The organism is Nocardia anaemiae NBRC 100462 (genome assembly GCF_001612725.1).
In the GTDB taxonomy this organism is placed as follows: domain Bacteria; phylum Actinomycetota; class Actinomycetes; order Mycobacteriales; family Mycobacteriaceae; genus Nocardia; species Nocardia anaemiae.
This window is the reverse complement of the sequence record NZ_BDAZ01000016.1, coordinates 19,233-34,294: the sequence shown is the minus strand read 5'-3', so window position 1 is coordinate 34,294 and position 15,062 is coordinate 19,233. Positions and strand designations below refer to the sequence as shown.

13 protein-coding genes are annotated in these 15,062 nt (G+C 65.2%); 9 read left to right on the top strand and 4 right to left on the bottom strand.

The genetic code is table 11. The annotated features are described in order from the left end of the window. Positions 1-71: 71 nt before the first annotated feature. The 4 genes from NA5_RS10680 (at position 72) to NA5_RS10665 (ending at position 5,327) form a co-directional block, all read left to right on the top strand. Positions 72-1,730, top strand: coding sequence for an acyl-CoA synthetase (locus NA5_RS10680; protein WP_062984580.1), 1,659 nt, complete (start codon positions 72-74; stop codon positions 1,728-1,730). A 133-nt stretch (positions 1,731-1,863) separates the two neighbouring features. Beyond that, a complete protein-coding gene (locus NA5_RS10675) occupies positions 1,864-2,427 on the top strand; it encodes a hypothetical protein (RefSeq protein WP_062984578.1) in 564 nt (187 codons plus the stop codon). Positions 2,428-2,718: 291 nt separating this feature from the next. Further along, positions 2,719-4,164, top strand: a complete 1,446-nt coding sequence (locus NA5_RS10670) for a PepSY-associated TM helix domain-containing protein (RefSeq protein WP_062984575.1) — start codon at positions 2,719-2,721, stop codon at positions 4,162-4,164. Positions 4,165-4,511: 347 nt separating this feature from the next. Further along, positions 4,512-5,327: a DUF6319 family protein gene (locus NA5_RS10665; protein WP_307188873.1), complete on the top strand. Its 816-nt coding sequence runs from the start codon at positions 4,512-4,514 to the stop codon at positions 5,325-5,327. Between the two features lie 80 nt (positions 5,328-5,407). Here NA5_RS10665 and NA5_RS10660 read toward each other — a convergent pair whose 3' ends face one another. Genes NA5_RS10660 through NA5_RS10650 form a run of 3 tightly spaced genes read right to left on the bottom strand, consistent with a single transcriptional unit; the run spans position 5,408 to position 8,192 of the window. Further along, positions 5,408-6,994 carry a GGDEF domain-containing protein gene (locus NA5_RS10660; RefSeq protein WP_084484028.1) on the bottom strand — a complete coding sequence of 529 codons (1,587 nt, stop codon included), beginning with the start codon at positions 6,992-6,994 and terminating at the stop codon, positions 5,408-5,410. Continuing rightward, positions 6,994-7,605 (bottom strand): polysaccharide deacetylase family protein, encoded by a 612-nt coding sequence (locus tag NA5_RS10655; protein WP_062984573.1) that lies wholly within the window; start codon positions 7,603-7,605, stop codon positions 6,994-6,996. The genes NA5_RS10660 and NA5_RS10655 overlap by 1 nt, the downstream gene beginning before the upstream one ends. Then, complete coding sequence (locus NA5_RS10650) at positions 7,602-8,192, bottom strand: pyruvoyl-dependent arginine decarboxylase (RefSeq protein ID WP_245672188.1); 591 nt, start codon at positions 8,190-8,192, stop codon at positions 7,602-7,604. Before NA5_RS10650 ends, NA5_RS10655 begins: the two co-directional genes overlap by 4 nt. 194 nt (positions 8,193-8,386) lie before the next feature. Between NA5_RS10650 and galK the strand changes: the two genes are divergently transcribed. From galK to NA5_RS10630, 4 genes are all read left to right on the top strand, one after another. Next, complete coding sequence (galK, locus tag NA5_RS10645; protein WP_084484039.1) at positions 8,387-9,502, top strand: galactokinase; 1,116 nt, start codon at positions 8,387-8,389, stop codon at positions 9,500-9,502. Between the two features lie 139 nt (positions 9,503-9,641). Then, positions 9,642-11,348 carry a sodium:solute symporter family protein gene (locus tag NA5_RS10640; RefSeq protein WP_062984683.1) on the top strand — a complete coding sequence of 569 codons (1,707 nt, stop codon included), beginning with the start codon at positions 9,642-9,644 and terminating at the stop codon, positions 11,346-11,348. A gap of 12 nt (positions 11,349-11,360) precedes the next feature. Then, complete coding sequence (locus tag NA5_RS10635) at positions 11,361-11,615, top strand: hypothetical protein (RefSeq protein ID WP_062984571.1); 255 nt, start codon at positions 11,361-11,363, stop codon at positions 11,613-11,615. Positions 11,616-11,688: 73 nt separating this feature from the next. Continuing rightward, a complete protein-coding gene (locus NA5_RS10630) occupies positions 11,689-12,918 on the top strand; it encodes an epoxide hydrolase family protein (RefSeq protein WP_062984569.1) in 1,230 nt (409 codons plus the stop codon). Here the strand turns inward: NA5_RS10630 and NA5_RS10625 are convergent. Beyond that, positions 12,915-13,535 carry a TetR/AcrR family transcriptional regulator gene (locus NA5_RS10625; protein ID WP_084484027.1) on the bottom strand — a complete coding sequence of 207 codons (621 nt, stop codon included), beginning with the start codon at positions 13,533-13,535 and terminating at the stop codon, positions 12,915-12,917. The genes NA5_RS10630 and NA5_RS10625 overlap by 4 nt on opposite strands. A 154-nt stretch (positions 13,536-13,689) precedes the next feature. Between NA5_RS10625 and NA5_RS10620 the strand changes: the two genes are divergently transcribed. After that, positions 13,690-15,057 carry a flavin-containing monooxygenase gene (locus tag NA5_RS10620; RefSeq protein ID WP_245672187.1) on the top strand — a complete coding sequence of 456 codons (1,368 nt, stop codon included), beginning with the start codon at positions 13,690-13,692 and terminating at the stop codon, positions 15,055-15,057. The last annotated feature ends 5 nt before the right edge of the window (positions 15,058-15,062 follow it).

The window sequence follows — 15,062 nt, the reverse complement described above, 5'->3', positions numbered from 1 at the left end:
GCACTGGATCCCGAAGTTGCGGTCCACACCACCCCCGGTCCCGGTGGGTGGACTGCGGAAGGCGTTGACGAATGTCCCTATCCCTGCCTGCGTTGAATGACTCCGTCCGGAAAGCGGGCGATTTCGCCCAGGGCGTGAATGTCATGGTCAAGCGGCACTTGTTCAATCCGCTCCGACCCGATCACGCGGCGCGGTCCGCGTTCAACGTACTCAAATTCGGCCCGTTCGCCGGTGTCGTCATGCACGCGGCGCAGACCAGACCGGATGCGGCGGCCATCGTCGACGAGCGCGGTGAGGTGAGCTTCGGCCAGCTCAACGAGCAGTCCAGCGCCCTGGCCCGTGGGCTCGAAGCGAAGGGAATCAAGCCCGGTGACGTCGTCGCGCTACTGGCGCGTGATCACCGCGGCATGGTGCTGAGCCTGCTCGCGACCGGCAAGCTCGGCGTGCGCACGGTGCTGATGAATACCGGCTTCGCGAAACCGCAGTTCGCCGATGTGGCCGCGCGCGAGAACGTCAAGGCGGTACTGCACGACAGCGAATTCGTCGACCTGATGAGCGCGATCCCGGCCGAGATCCCCCGGGTGCTCACCTGGGTGGACGAGAAGGACAATGTCGATCCTTCGGTCCCGACCATCGAATCGCTGATCCAGGGTCGCTCCACCGCGCCGGTGCCCGCGCCCGCGAAGCCCGGCGGCATGGTCATCCTGACCAGCGGCACCACCGACACGCCGAAGGGTGCGCCGCGCGACCGGGTCAGCCCGTTCGCCTCGGCGCAGTTCGTGGACCGGGTGCCGCTGCCCAATAACGGCACCATGATCATGGCCGCGCCGATCTTCCACGGCACCGGACTATCTCAGTTCACCCTGGGGCTTGCCCTCGGCAACCGGGTGATCTTCCAGCAGCGCCGGTTCGATCCTGAGCAAACGCTGGCGAATATCCAGCGCTACCAGGCGGATTCACTGGTCGTTGTGCCGACCATGCTGCAGCGCATCCTCGATCTCGGCGACGAGGTACTGGCCAAGTACGACCCGCGCAGCATCAAGGTGATCTTCGCGGCGGGTTCGGCCATCGCACCCGATGTGGTCACCCGCACCCTCGACTACTTCGGCGATAGCCTCTACAACCTGTACGGCTCCACCGAGTGCGCGGTCATGACCGTGGCGACCCCGGAGGATCTGCGCAAGGCGCCGACCACCGCGGGCAGGGCGCCGGTCGGCATCCGGATCGTGCTGCTGGACGAGAACCGCAAGCCGATCACCGAGCCGAATATCACCGGAACCATCTTCGTGGACAACGGTTTTGCGTTCACCGGCTACACCGACGGCCGCACCAAGGAGATCGTGGACGGCATGATGTCCAGCGGTGACGTCGGGCATTTCGACGCCGACGGCCTGCTCTACATCGACGGCCGCGACGACGACATGATCGTCTCCGGCGGCGAGAACGTCTTCCCGCTCGAGGTGGAGAACCTGATCGCCGGGCGCGACGATATCTTCGAGGCCGCGGTGGTCGGCGTGGACGATCGCGAATTCGGAAAGCGGTTGCGCGCCTTCGTGGTTCCGGGTCCGGACTGCAAGCGCGACGCACAGGAGATCAAGGATTACGTCAAGGCGAATCTGGCGCGGTACAAGGTGCCGCGCGAGGTGATCTTCCTCGATGAGCTGCCGCGCAATGCGACCGGTAAGTTGCTGCGCAAGCCGTTGATCGAGATGGAAATCGACGCGAACTGATTCGAGGCTGAGCCGCACACCTGCGAATTCGGTAGGTGTGCGGCTTTTGCATTTCTTCCAGCTGGAAACTGGCAGTGTCCCGACCGCCGATCGGGTGGGAATCGGCGGGTAATTCGTCGGATATCATCAGCGCGTGAGTATCGAGTTCGGCCCGGCCGCTGCGGGGCATCGCAGCGCCGTCGCGCGGGTGCGCGGCGCGTGCGCCGGTTCGATCTCCGGTGCGATATCCATTGCGGCACACGGGTGGGCGTCCGGCGGGATGCCGCCGGACAGCACCACGCTCGCGCTGCTCGCCGCCGCCTCCGCGGTCGTCGGCGCAGTGGTCGCCGGGCTCGCACCGCTGCGCGACACCTCGATCGGACTGATGTCGGCGCTCGTCGCAGGTCAGCTGCTCGGACACAGCACCATGGGCTGGAGTTCGGGGCACATGCATCACGGCGATGCCCAGCTCACGCCCGGTATGGTCGCCGCGCACATCGTCGCGGCCGTGCTCGCGGCGGTGGTCATCCGGGGTGCCGAGGCCGCGTATCGGATCGGATGCGCGCTGCTGTCGCGGGTGCTGCCGATGCGGTATCACCCGCCCGCGATACGCGGGCCGGTGCCGCTGCGCGCGACGCATCGCGATCGAGTGATCCTGCGCATATTCGCCGCGGAGTCGCTGCGCACGCGCGGCCCGCCGCTGGCGTTCGGTCACTGATTTCCTCACCCGGTGCATGAGCTCTGCTCGTGCGTCGTCGTTTCCGCGCAGCGTCTTTGCGAGGGCGTGATTTCACATGACCATGTGAGATCGATTTCCTTTGATTTTGCCGGTCGGCCTTGCTGCCGAGTTCGGCTCGCCTGGGTTATTGCGTGGCGCTTCTCGCCCGGTGCATGTCGGGATCCACTGTCCGTCACGAATTTCGGAGTTTGACGGCCTGCAGCGGATTCCGCCGATCACGGACGGTCGACGATCTTCCGGGTTCCCCCCGAACTCCAGAAACGAAGAATCATGAGTATTACGGACACCAGTCCGCCGGATGCCGAATCCTCGACTCCGGCAAAGGAAAAACGGTCGCGCAACGGCCTCTATCCCCTCGCGATGCGCTTGCATTTCTATGCGGGCATCTTCGTCGCACCGTTCATCCTGATCGCCGCGGTCACGGGAGCGCTCTACGCCATCTCCCCGACCCTGGAATCGATTACCTCTCACGACCTGTTGAAGGTCGAGGCGAATGGCGAGATGCGGCCGCTGTCCGAACAGGTCAGCGCAGCCGTGGCCACCCAGCCGAATCCGAAGCTGGTCGCGGTGGCACCGGCACCCGAGGCCGATGACACCACCCGCGTGCTGTTCGACGACCCGTCTCTCGGCGAATCCGAACGGCGCGCGGTCTTCGTGAATCCGTACACCGCGCAGCCGGTCGGCAGCGATGTGGTCTACGGCAGTTCGGGGGCGCTCCCGATGCGCACCTGGATCGACAGGCTGCACCGGGATCTGCACCTGGGCGAACCGGGACGCATCTACAGCGAAATCGCCGCGTCCTGGCTGTGGGTCGTGGCGCTGGCCGGTCTGGTGCTGTGGATCCGGCGGGTGCGCGGACGCCGTAATCGCAACTCTCCTGCCTGGCTGCTGGCACCGGACGGTTCCCAGCACGGCCGTGGTCGTTCGATGAATTGGCATGGGGCCGTTGGCATTTGGATCATGCCGGTGATCCTTCTGCTGTCCGCGACCGGGATGACCTGGTCGACCTATGCTGGCGAGAACATCACCGAACTGCGCGAGCAGTTCAGCTGGACCACGCCTGCCGTGAGCACCGCACTGCCGGGTGCGGCCACGCAGGAACACGCCGGAGGCGAGCACCACGGCGGCGGCCATACGGCCGCGCCGGTCGATGTCCCGACCCGGATCGCCCAGCTCGACGGGGTTTATGCCGCGGCCCGCGCCAATGGGATAACCCAGGGCTCCGAGATCGCCATTCCCGCCGAGCCCGGTGTCGCGTTCGCGGTGAAGGAACGGCGCATGTCCGGCACCTACACCGTCGATTCGGTCGCCGTCGACGGCGCGACCGGCACGGTCACCGACAAGCTCGCCTACGCCGACTGGCCGATCATGGCCAAGCTGACCAACTGGGGCATCCAATTCCACATGGGCCTGATGTTCGGGCTGCTCAACCAGTTGCTGCTGCTCGCGGTGATGATCGGGCTGATCGCCGTGCTCGTGCTCGGGTACCTGATGTGGTGGAAGCGGCGGCCGACCCGCGGTGCTTCACGGTTCGCCATCGGACGCGCACCGCGTCGCGGTGTATTGCGCCGGACCTCGCCGTGGCTGGCCGCGCCCATCGTGGCGGCCGCACTGGTCGTCGGCTGGTTCGCACCGCTGGTCGGACTGAGCCTGCTCGCCTTCCTCGCCGTCGACGTCATCGTCGGTCTAGTCGTGGGCGAGCGCACGACGGCCTAGTGCCGCGGATGTTCCCGCACACCGATTCACGTGCCGCGCAGCGATGTCGCGGCGCGGGACGCACCAACGGAAATTGCCGGGGCGTGAGGGGCCCCGGCAGTTATCACCAATCCGCGTCCGGTCGTGAACGACTGCCGCACAACCGAATACGAGCGCCCCACCCGGTCACAACCGGGCGGGGCGCTCGATAACGCTGGAAACGTCCTGCGCTCGGCACAGAACGATTGCAGGAATCGCCGAACTCGAATACCGGTGACTGCCCGATTACCCGCCACATGGCGTTGCTGCGTGTTCGCTGAGGTTTGGAAGGTTGCGGGATGTCGGGTGGATTCGGTGGTGGCTTGTGAATGTGTCGGTGGTGTGCGGCATCATCTGTGCACGCAGCCATCCACGAATACCGCTCGGAGTGCACCATGCCGTCCCCACGAACGAAACCACAGCCGTTGTCGGACACTGAGATTCAGCAGATCGCCACGGACATCGCTGGCGGTCGCCCGCCGATGGTGTGGTTCACCGCGGCCGCGGTGGGCGTGCCGGAGGGGCGCTCCGGCAAGGTGGTCGAGATCGGTGATCGATCCGAGAGTGACTTCCTGCGGGTCAAGCCGACCGGATCGAAGGATGTACTGTCCTTTTCTCCGACCGAAGTCACGTTGACCAAGCCGCCGCGGGATAAGGCGGCAACCACAAGCTCTGCCCAGCCGAAGTCGACAACCAGGAAGGAATCCACCGTGACCCAGCCGTCGACCTTGACGAGCACCGCGACACCCGCCCCGAGCCCCACCCCGCCCGCCCCGGCCTCGAAACCCGTTGCCCCGGCGGCGGAACCGGCCAAATCCGCGACACCAGCGAACACCGCCAAGCCCGCGGCGAAGGCGCCCGCCGCGCGGAGCAAAGCCAAGGCGCCGGAGGTCACGGTGACGCTCACCGGTACCGCGGACGGCGAATGGTCGGTCGATGTGGTCAGCGGCAAGAAGAAGACCGTGCGCGGTCTGCCGGTGACGAGTTCCGCGGTGGCGCAGGCGGCCAAGGTGCTGCATCCGGAGGTGGCCGAGGTGGTTGCCGGAATCCTGGAGGCGGCCCGGGTGGTCCAGGAGTCCAAGGTGCAGCAGTTACAGGCCGAGTTAGAGGAAGCGCGGCGACTTCTCGAGGAACTGTCCGACTAGGTCGCGGTGCCGAGACGGACCAGACCGCAGGGTTCGATCGAACAGCTTGTGGTGCTCAACAGCGCGCACCGCTCGACGGATCAGACCGCAGTGCTGGCGGACTTGCCGCTCGCATTGCGCGACCTGCCGCTCGGGCGCCAGATCCGGCGTCCCGAGTCGGCACTGCTGTAGCGTGCGTCAGTGCTGCGCGGCTCCGCACCGTGGCGCAGATCGTCGTGGAAGGCGTAGCCGAGCGAGTACTCCTTCGCGTGGTACATCGCCGAATCCGCGTCCCGGATGAGGTCGTAGATGGTGTCGTCGGAGCTGCGCGGGCTGCCGCAGGCCAGGCCGACGCTCGCGGTGATCGGAATTTCGCCCGCGCTCAGCTCGAACGGCCGAACGAAGGCGCCGAGTAGTCGCTCCGCGAGCATGGCCGCCTCCTGTCGGTCCAGCGGGGCCAGCACCACGAATTCGTCGCCACCGTAGCGGGCCACCACATCGTCGCGCCGGATGATGTGCCGGATCCGGGATGCCGCATTGGCGATCAGCTCGTCGCCGACCGCGTGGCCGTAGCTGTCGTTGACCATCTTGAAGCCGTCGAGATCGATGAACAGCAGACACAGCGGCTGCTCGATCCAGTGCTCTCGATTGCGATTCAACGCGCGCAGCAGCGCGGCCCGGTTCAGCAATCCGGTGAGCATGTCGTGATCGGCCTGGTACTGCGCACGCCGTTCACTGCGCGCACTGCGGACGATCGCGCGTTCGCTGCGCACCAGCACCCCGATGAGCAGCAGCGCACACAATGACGAGACCACCACCCGATCGAGAGTGTCCAGACTGGAACCGACCACCGGAATCAGCGAGGCCACGATCAACGCGACCGCGATGAAGCTGGCCCGCTGCCGTGCATGGTGCGGGTGAATGCGCCGGGGCGCACCGAGGCTCGCCATGGTCGGATGCAGTGCCGCGATGCCGACGATCGGATAGGCCACCAGCAGCGGTACCAGCAGGAGCTCGTGCGCGACGGGCGCGCGACCGACGGCATCGAGGCTGTACCCGAAATCGCCGATCAGCACTGCGATCAACCCGACGTGCAGCAGGCGCAGTGAGGTCTCCGATCGAGTCGCGGTCGCCATCGAATGCGCGACCAGGGTCAGCAGCAGCGCGTCGAGCACCGGATAGGTGGCGGCCACCAGGGTGTTCGCCGTGGTGTCGTGCGACTGCAGGATCGGTGAGATCAGGAAGGTCCACGAAGCGAGCAGTGCGCCGAGACCGATGAGCGCCGAGTCGAGCAGCAGATCGTAGTTGGGCCGGACCTGGCGCGGGCGCAACCACAGCGCCGCGGCCACGCCGGTGCCGAAATAGCCTGCGAGAGTGAACAGGTCGTCGATCGGATGCAGCCCGTGGCGGTCGATCTCGCGGGTGGCCGTACCCGCGGCGAACAGCACGGCCGACGCCGAGAGCAGGTACCAGGGCAGCGGCCGCTCGGGACGATATCGCCGCAGGCCGATACAGATCATGGTGAGCGCGCCGAGCACCACGGCGGCCATGGTGAGCAGCGACAACGGCCGGACATCAATGCGGAGCAGTACCGCGAAGCCGACTGCGGTCAGCGCGAGAAGGACTGTGCACCACCGCATTTCGAGGCGGTGCCGAATGGTGGTCGGCTGCTCTTCGCTGACGGTCATCAGCCCCCCTTGGTCGCTCCATCCCCAGTGAACCGCGCCGCGTAGTAGGTTTGGGAATCCTCTACCGCGACTTCGACGTCCGCCTCCTGCTCATCGAGCACCGCTCGAATGCTGTCGGCGAAGGAAAACCGAGTGTTGTTATACGAGCAGATGTCCCAACCGACCGCCGCGCGCTCGGCCACCAATACCTGGACAACTGATTTGATCATGGCATGGAATGCGGCCCCTTGTCGGGCACTTGGCGCAACAAGGGTGAAACCCGCGTAGTAGATCGCATCACGCGCCGCATGTTCGGGATAGCGGGCGGCGAAATACTCCGGACTGATCCACGGGACGGTCTCGAGATGTTTGGTCAAAGTCGTCACCCCGATGGGTTCGCCGGTCGCGGTGCGCGCCACATGTTTGACCACCCGCGGGTCGATCATCTCCGCGCGGAATTCCGACCGGTGCAGCACCTGTCTGGCAATGGCCTTGGTGCGCAGGGGTCCGAAGGCCTCCTCGTACAGCAGGTGGAACATGTCGATCCGGTCGTCCGGAATGGTCGATTCGATGGTGACCGTGAGTTCGGGCAGTGTCGCCCGCCCCATCGAATCGCTGCGCAGTGCTGTCATGGTCGTCCCCACGGTGTCGTGTGGTACGCCGCGAGCACCAGTGCGCAGGTCGGCGTGCCATCGGAGCGGGCTTCGGTGGTGCACAGCTGGATCGGCCCGAAACGCTGCGGCCGGTTCCGGGTCATATCGGTCAAACTCGCGCGAATCAACCTCGCGACCTGCGTGGCCGTCTCGGCCTCGTGCTCGACGAAAAGCCCGGCGCCGGAACCGTCCTCGCGCAGCACCCAACCGATGCCCGCGCCCGCGCGCTCGCCCACCGCATTCGCATGCTGCGCGGCGTAGACGCAGTAGAGCCGATCGCCCCAGCGAATCGGCTTGCGCGCGCGGGTGGTGCGAGCCAGGACGGCGCGCGGTGGGATGACCGATGACAGGCGGATCAAGTTGGCATCACCTACTCCCAGGTCACGCAGTGCCGCATCGAAGGCCGACATAGCAGTCGGGCCAACCCCCGTCGCCGCGCCGATCTCGATCGTCAGTGGAGCTCCGGAGTCACGCTGATCGCCGCGATCCGGCCTGCCCATGGGCGGGAGTAGTCGATCGATCCACTGCAGCCCGAGTAGGCCGCCGCGTGGGGTTGTCAGAATCATAATGCCCTCCCGAAACCATCGGCCGGATTTTTTAGGCCGGTATTGCGTCAAATTCGACTGTGCGTCAAGACGATCGATCACGCATCCGCGCGGGCCGAAAGACGTGCTCCGGCGGCGTGTCTCGTAGGGTGTGGTGCCCAGGGTTGCTGGGATGAGGTGCGTGGGCGTGGCAATGCGACGAAGTGAGGAAATTCGTGCCGAAGTGGGTGGCGCCGGGGCGGGTCAACATCATCGGTGAACACACCGACTACAACGACGGTTTCGTGCTGCCCATCGCATTGCCGCTGGTAGTCGAGTGTCGGGCGGAGGCGCGAACCGACGGGCGGGTCCGGGTGGTCTCGCGGCAGCGGCCGGGCGAGACGGTACTGGTCGCGGTGAAGGAGCTTGCCGCCGAACGGGATCGGGTGCCCGGATGGTCGCGATATCCGCTGGGCGTTGTGTCCGAATTCGCGCGGCGTGGATACGTGCGCGCGGCCGTCGATCTGGAGCTGGACGGTGCGGTGCCGATCGGCGCTGGATTGTCCTCCTCCGCGGCGCTGTCGTGTGCGGTGGCGGTCGCGCTGCGAGATCTGTTCGCGCCCACTATCACCGACCGTGAGTTGATCGATCTGGCCCACGCCGCCGAGAACGACTACGCGGGGGTGCCGACCGGACTGCTCGATCAGTCCGCATCGATTCTGTGCACGGCCGGACATGCGCTGTTCCTGGATGTGCGTCGATTGGTCGCGCACGACGGCGGCGCGCACGAACAGATTCCCTTCGATCTCGATCGGTTCGGACTGCAGCTGTTGGTGATCGATACCGGACAGCCGCACGCACTGATCGACGGTGGTTACGCGCGGCGGCGCGCCCAATGTGAGGCGGCCGCAGCGGCACTCGACGTGCCCGCGCTGCGCGATATCGAATCGGCGGCGGCCGTGGACCGCATCGACGATGCGGTGCTGCGGCGCCGAGCACGACATGTGGTGACCGAGAATGCCCGAGTGCTCATGGTTGCCGAAAAGTTGCGAGGTGGTGCGGATCCGCGCGAGATCGGGCCGATCCTGACCGCGGCGCACGAGTCACTGCGCGACGATTTCGAGGTTTCGACTCCGGCACTGGATGCCGCGGTATCCGCCGCGCTCGACGCCGGAGCGCACGGCGCGCGCATGGTCGGCGGCGGGTTCGGCGGCAGCGTGATCGCGCTGGTCGATCGGGACGACACCGCGTCGGTGGCGGACGCGGTGCGAGATCGGTTCGCGCGATCGGGTTTCCAGGCACCGCGCACCTTCGTCGTCGTGCCCGATGCGGGTGCGCACCGCATCGTCTGACCAACTGTCCAGCTTTTGTGCGTGATTGTGCCGCGCGGGTACGGCACAATCACGCAAAGTAGAACGCGAGACGCCCGGTTTCATCGCCTGGAGGGACGCCGCTGTGCCGCTTGCCGATTCGACCGCTTTCCCATCGGCGCTGAATGCCGTATCGGTACAAGCCGAGACGACCCTGCGCCTGGACGCGCAGCCCGTCGACTATGCGCTGGTAGCACTGTATTTCGTGTTCGTACTAGGCATCGGTCTGCTGGCCAGACAGCGGGTCTCGTCCAGTATCGATTTCTTCCTGTCCGGACGTTCGCTGCCCGCCTGGGTTACCGGCCTCGCCTTCATCTCCGCGAATCTGGGCGCGGTCGAGATCATGGGCATGTCGGCCAATGGCGCCGAATACGGCTTCCCCACCTTCCACTATTTCTGGATCGGCGCGGTGCCCGCCATGCTGTTCCTCGGCGTGGTGATGATGCCGTTCTACTACGGCTCCAAGGTGCGCAGTGTGCCGGAATTCATGCGGCGGCGCTTCGGTACCGGCGCACATCTGGTGAACGCGTTGAGCTTCGCGATCGCGCAGGTGCTCATTGCCGGGGTGAATCTGTATCTGCTCGGTTCGATTCTGAATGTGCTGCTGGGTTGGCCGCTATGGGTTTCGGTGATCGTCGCCGCGGCCATCGTGCTTTCCTATATCACCCTCGGTGGATTGTCCGCGGCGATCTACAACGAGGTGTTGCAGTTCTTCGTGATCGTCGCCGCGCTGTTGCCGCTGACGCTGGTCGGCCTGCACAAGGCCGGTGGCTGGGATGGGCTGCGCGACAAGGTGAGCGCATCGCCCGGCGGTGGCGCGCAGTTGGATTCCTGGCCGGGCAATGCGCTCAGCGGGTTCTCCGACGACTTCCTTTCGGTGGTCGGCATTGTCTTCGGGCTCGGATTCGTGCTCTCGTTCGGTTACTGGACCACCAACTTCGTCGAGGTGCAGCGCGCGCTGGCGACGCATTCCATTTCCGCCGCCCGACGCACGCCGATCATCGGCGCGTATCCGAAGATGTTCATTCCGTTGATCGTGGTGATTCCCGGCATGATCAGCGCGGTACTGGTGCCGCAGATGAGCGAGTACAAGGCGGCGGTGACGGCCGATCCGAACTACTCCGGTGATGTCACCTACAACCAGGCGCTGCTGTATCTGATGAAGGACGTGCTGCCGAACGGGCTGCTCGGCGTCGGGCTCGCCGGATTGCTCGCGGCATTCATGGCGGGTATGGCTGCCAATATCTCCGCCTTCAATACCGTGTTCAGCTATGACCTGTGGCAACAGTATGTGCGGCGGGACCGGCCGGACGGGTATTACCTGAACGTCGGTCGCCTTGCCACGGTCGGCGCTACCGTCGCGGCGATCGGAACCGCCTTCATCGCAAGCAATTTCAGCAATATGATGGATTATCTGCAGACGCTGTTCAGCTTCTTCAACGCACCGCTTTTCGCGACCTTCATTCTCGGCATGTTCTGGAAGCGGATGACGCCGACGGCGGGTTGGATGGGGCTGGTCTTCGGAACCGCCTCGGCCATTGTAATTTTCATCCTGCACAAGACCGATGTCTTCGAATTGTCCGGTCAGGGTTCGAGTTTCGTCGCGGCCGGTGTGGCATTCGTGGTGGATATCGTCGTCAGCGTCGCGGTCACCCAGGTGACGCGGTCGAAACCGGCTGCCGAGCTGGTCGGGCTGGTGTATTCGGAGACGCCGAAGCGACTGCGCCACGATCCGGACGAGGCGAATCTGCCCTGGTATCAACGGCCGGTGCTGCTCGCCGGGATCGCGCTGATCCTGGTCATCGCACTGAATATCATCGTCGGATAAGGAGGCCAGTCGATGCTTTTCGATATCCGCACCATTGTCGGCGCGCTGCTCGGCAGTTACGCCGTCATTCTGGTCGTGACCGGGCTGGTGCACGACACCGGTGCCGAGGAGGCCAAGACCGGCGGGGTGAATGTGAATATCTGGGCTGGTCTCGGGATGGGAGCGGTGGCGGTCGCGTTCCTGGCTTGGGTGTTGTTGCGGCCGGTCGCGGTGCCGACCAAGGTGGATGCCGAGGCGCCCGATAAGGACGCACCGCCCGAGGCGTGACTTTCCGCTCGCGATTTCGCCGGTGTTACGGTCGGGGCATCCGAGATTCGCGAAGCGGTTGTAGGAGAGAGCATTGCGCCACGCCGACCCGTTCCCACTTCAGCCGACGCCGATTCACGTACCCGATGCGGTGCTCGCCGATCTGCGGCAGCGACTCGCACTGACGCGCTGGCCCGAGGATGCGGGCAATGACGACGGGTACTACGGCATAGATCGTCGCTACCTGCAAGAGCTCGTCGAATACTGGCAGCACGAATTCGACTGGCGCAAGGCCGAAGCCGCGATCAACGCCTATGACAACTACCTGGTCGACGTCGATGGCGTTCCGGTGCATTTCCTACGCAAACCCGGTGTCGGCCCCGATCCGATACCGCTGATCCTCACCCACGGCTGGCCGTGGACATTCTGGCACTGGGCCAAGGTCATCGATCCGCTCGCCGATCCCGGTGCTCATGGCGGCGATCCCGCCGATGCCTTCGATGTGATCGTGCCGTCCTTCCCCGGTTTCGGTTTCTCCAGTCCGCTGCCGAAGCATCCGGATATGAACTTCTGGAAGGTCGCCGACCTCTGGCACACCCTCATGACCCAAACCCTCGGCTACACCAGGTACGCGGCGGCGGGGTGCGATGTCGGCGCGATGGTCACCGGTCAGCTCGGCCACAAATACGCCGATGAGCTGTACGCCATCCACATCGGTTCGGGCCAGAAGTTGACATTGTTCGAGGGCGACCGAGCCTGGGATATCAGCGGCGGGCGTCCCATTCCGGACGGCCTGCCCGATGCTGTCTATGCCCGAATCATCGAGCTGGAGCACCGTTTCGGCGTCCACCTCGCGGCGCACGTCCTCGAACCGAGCACCCTGGCCTTCGGCCTGTCCGATTCACCCGCGGGGATGCTCGCCTGGATACTCCAGCGCTGGATGAAATGGAGTGACGACGGCGGCGATATCGAAACCGTCTTCACCAAGGACGATCTGCTCACCCACGCGATGATCTTCTGGGCCACAAATTCCATCGGCACCTCGATCCGCACCTACGCCAATAACAATCGCTACCCCTGGACCCCGTCGCACGACCGCCACCCCGTCATCGAGGCCCCCACCGGGATCACCTTCGTCGGCTACGAGAATCCACCCGGCGTCAGCACCGCCGACCGCGTCGAGCACTTCCGCGCCAGCGATCGCGGCCCCTGGTACAACCACGTCAACCTGACCGCCCACGACCAGGGCGGCCACTTCATCCCCTGGGAAATCCCGGACCTCTGGACCGAGGACCTGCGCCGCACCTTCCGCGGCCGCCGCTAGGCGGGGGCTTGCAAAGCCGGGAACCAGATGTCGGTGAGGACTTCGGCGGCCTGGTCGGCGGAGACATCGATGGTGCCCTGCATGGCCCAGCGGGTGAAGAAGCGTTCCAGTTGGGCGACAAGGAGTTCCACGCGTAGCCGGGCCTCGTCACGGCGGCTTTCGGGCCACCGCGCCAGATAGGAGGTCATGGCATTGGGCAGGGCCAGGATGCCGCGGCGGGCGATGTCGCGGAATTCCGGCTCCAGCGCGGTGGCCTCGTCCCAGGCGGGCAGCAGGTCCTTGTATTCGTGGAACCAGGCGATGGCGCGGGTCACCCAGTCCACGAATTCCGCGCGGGATCCGGTGTCGAGCACCCGGTCCAGATCCTCGTAGAAGTGCAGTGCGGTCGGCGCGGTGCTCTGCTCGGCAATGGCGCGCAGGATCTCGAGCTTGCCGCTGAAGTGCAGGTAGAAGGTGGCGCGGCTGCACCCGACGGCGGCGGCGATGTCGTCGACCCGCACCGCCGCATAACCGCGTTCGATGAACAGCGCCTTGGCGCCGTCGATCAGTCTGGCGCGGGTCTGCAGCTTCTGTTCGTCGCGCAGGCTCAGTCCGGGCGGATTCGACTTGGTCGGCATGGTAGACATCATGTCATTCACTAGACACTTCGTCTAGTCAGTGCTAATTTGTTGCCTACGTCACTCCACGTGCCGCAGGCGGCGCGGGATGGTTCGCCGCACCGGATCCGGTGCCGCCCAGGTGACGGCAATCCTTCGGACGAGGACTACGGAATTGACTCACAGCAATCTGCCCCGGGTATGCGTCATCGGCGCGGGCCCCTCCGGAATCACCGCCGCAAAACGCCTGCAGGACTTCGATATTCCCTTCGAGGTCTTCGAGGCGAGCGATGAGGTCGGCGGCAATTGGTATTTCAAGAATCCCAACGGCATGTCGGCCTGCTACCAGTCGCTGCATATCGATACCAGCAAGTTCCGGCTCGCCTTCGAGGATTATCCGGCGCCCGCGGAATGGCCCGACTTCCCGCACCATTCGCAGCTGTTCCAGTACTTCAAGGATTACGTCGACCATTTCGGCTTCCGCGACAAGATCCTGTTCAATACCAAGGTCACCGCGGCCGAGCGGCAGGACGACGGCAGCTGGCTGGTCACCGCGAGCGATGGCCGCACCCGGGCCTACGACGCGCTGATCGTCTGCAACGGCCACCACTGGGATCCGCGCGTCCCGGACTATCCCGGCGAATTCGACGGTGTGCTGATGCACAGCCATGCCTACAACGATCCGTTCGATCCGGTGGATATGCGCGGTAAGAAGATCGTGGTGGTCGGCATGGGCAACTCCGGCCTGGATATCGCCTCGGAATTGTCGCAGCGCTTCGTCGCCGAGAAGCTCATCGTTTCCGCGCGCCGCGGGGTCTGGGTGCTGCCGAAGTATGTGAACGGCAAGGTCGGCGACAAGCAGAGTGTGCCGCCGTGGATTCCGCGCAAGGTCAGCCTGAAGCTCAAGCAGCGCTTCGTGCGCAAGTTCCGCGGCGATATGGAGTTCTACGGATTGCCGAAACCGGATCACAAACCGTTCGAGGCGCATCCATCGGCAAGTGAGGAGTTCCTGCACCGCGCGGGCTGCGGCGATATCGCCTTCAAACCGGCCATTACCGCGCTGGAGGGGCCGCGGGTGCGCTTCGCCGACGGCAGCACCGAGGAGGTGGACGTCATCGTCTGCGCCACCGGCTATCACATCAGCTTCCCGTTCTTCTCCGATCCGCGGCTGGTGCCGGACGAGCAGAATCGCATCCCGCTGTTCAAGCAGATGATCAAGCCGGGTGTGGACAATCTGTTCTATCTCGGTCTGGCCCAACCGCTGCCGACGCTGGTGAATTTCGCCGAACAGCAGAGCAAGTTGGTCGCGGCATATCTGACGGGCAAATACCTGCCGCCGTCGGAGGAGCAGATGAATGCCGAGATCGCGGCGGCCGAACAGCGCCGCACCGGACGGTATTACCACTCGCCACGGCACACCATCCAGGTCGAGTTCGAGCCTTATGTGCGCGATATGAACCGGGAAATGGCAAGGGGCGCGAAGCGCGCCGCCGCCGCGGGCAATGCCCTGCCGGTGCCCGCCAGAGTGCTCGAGAACGCGTGAGGGTC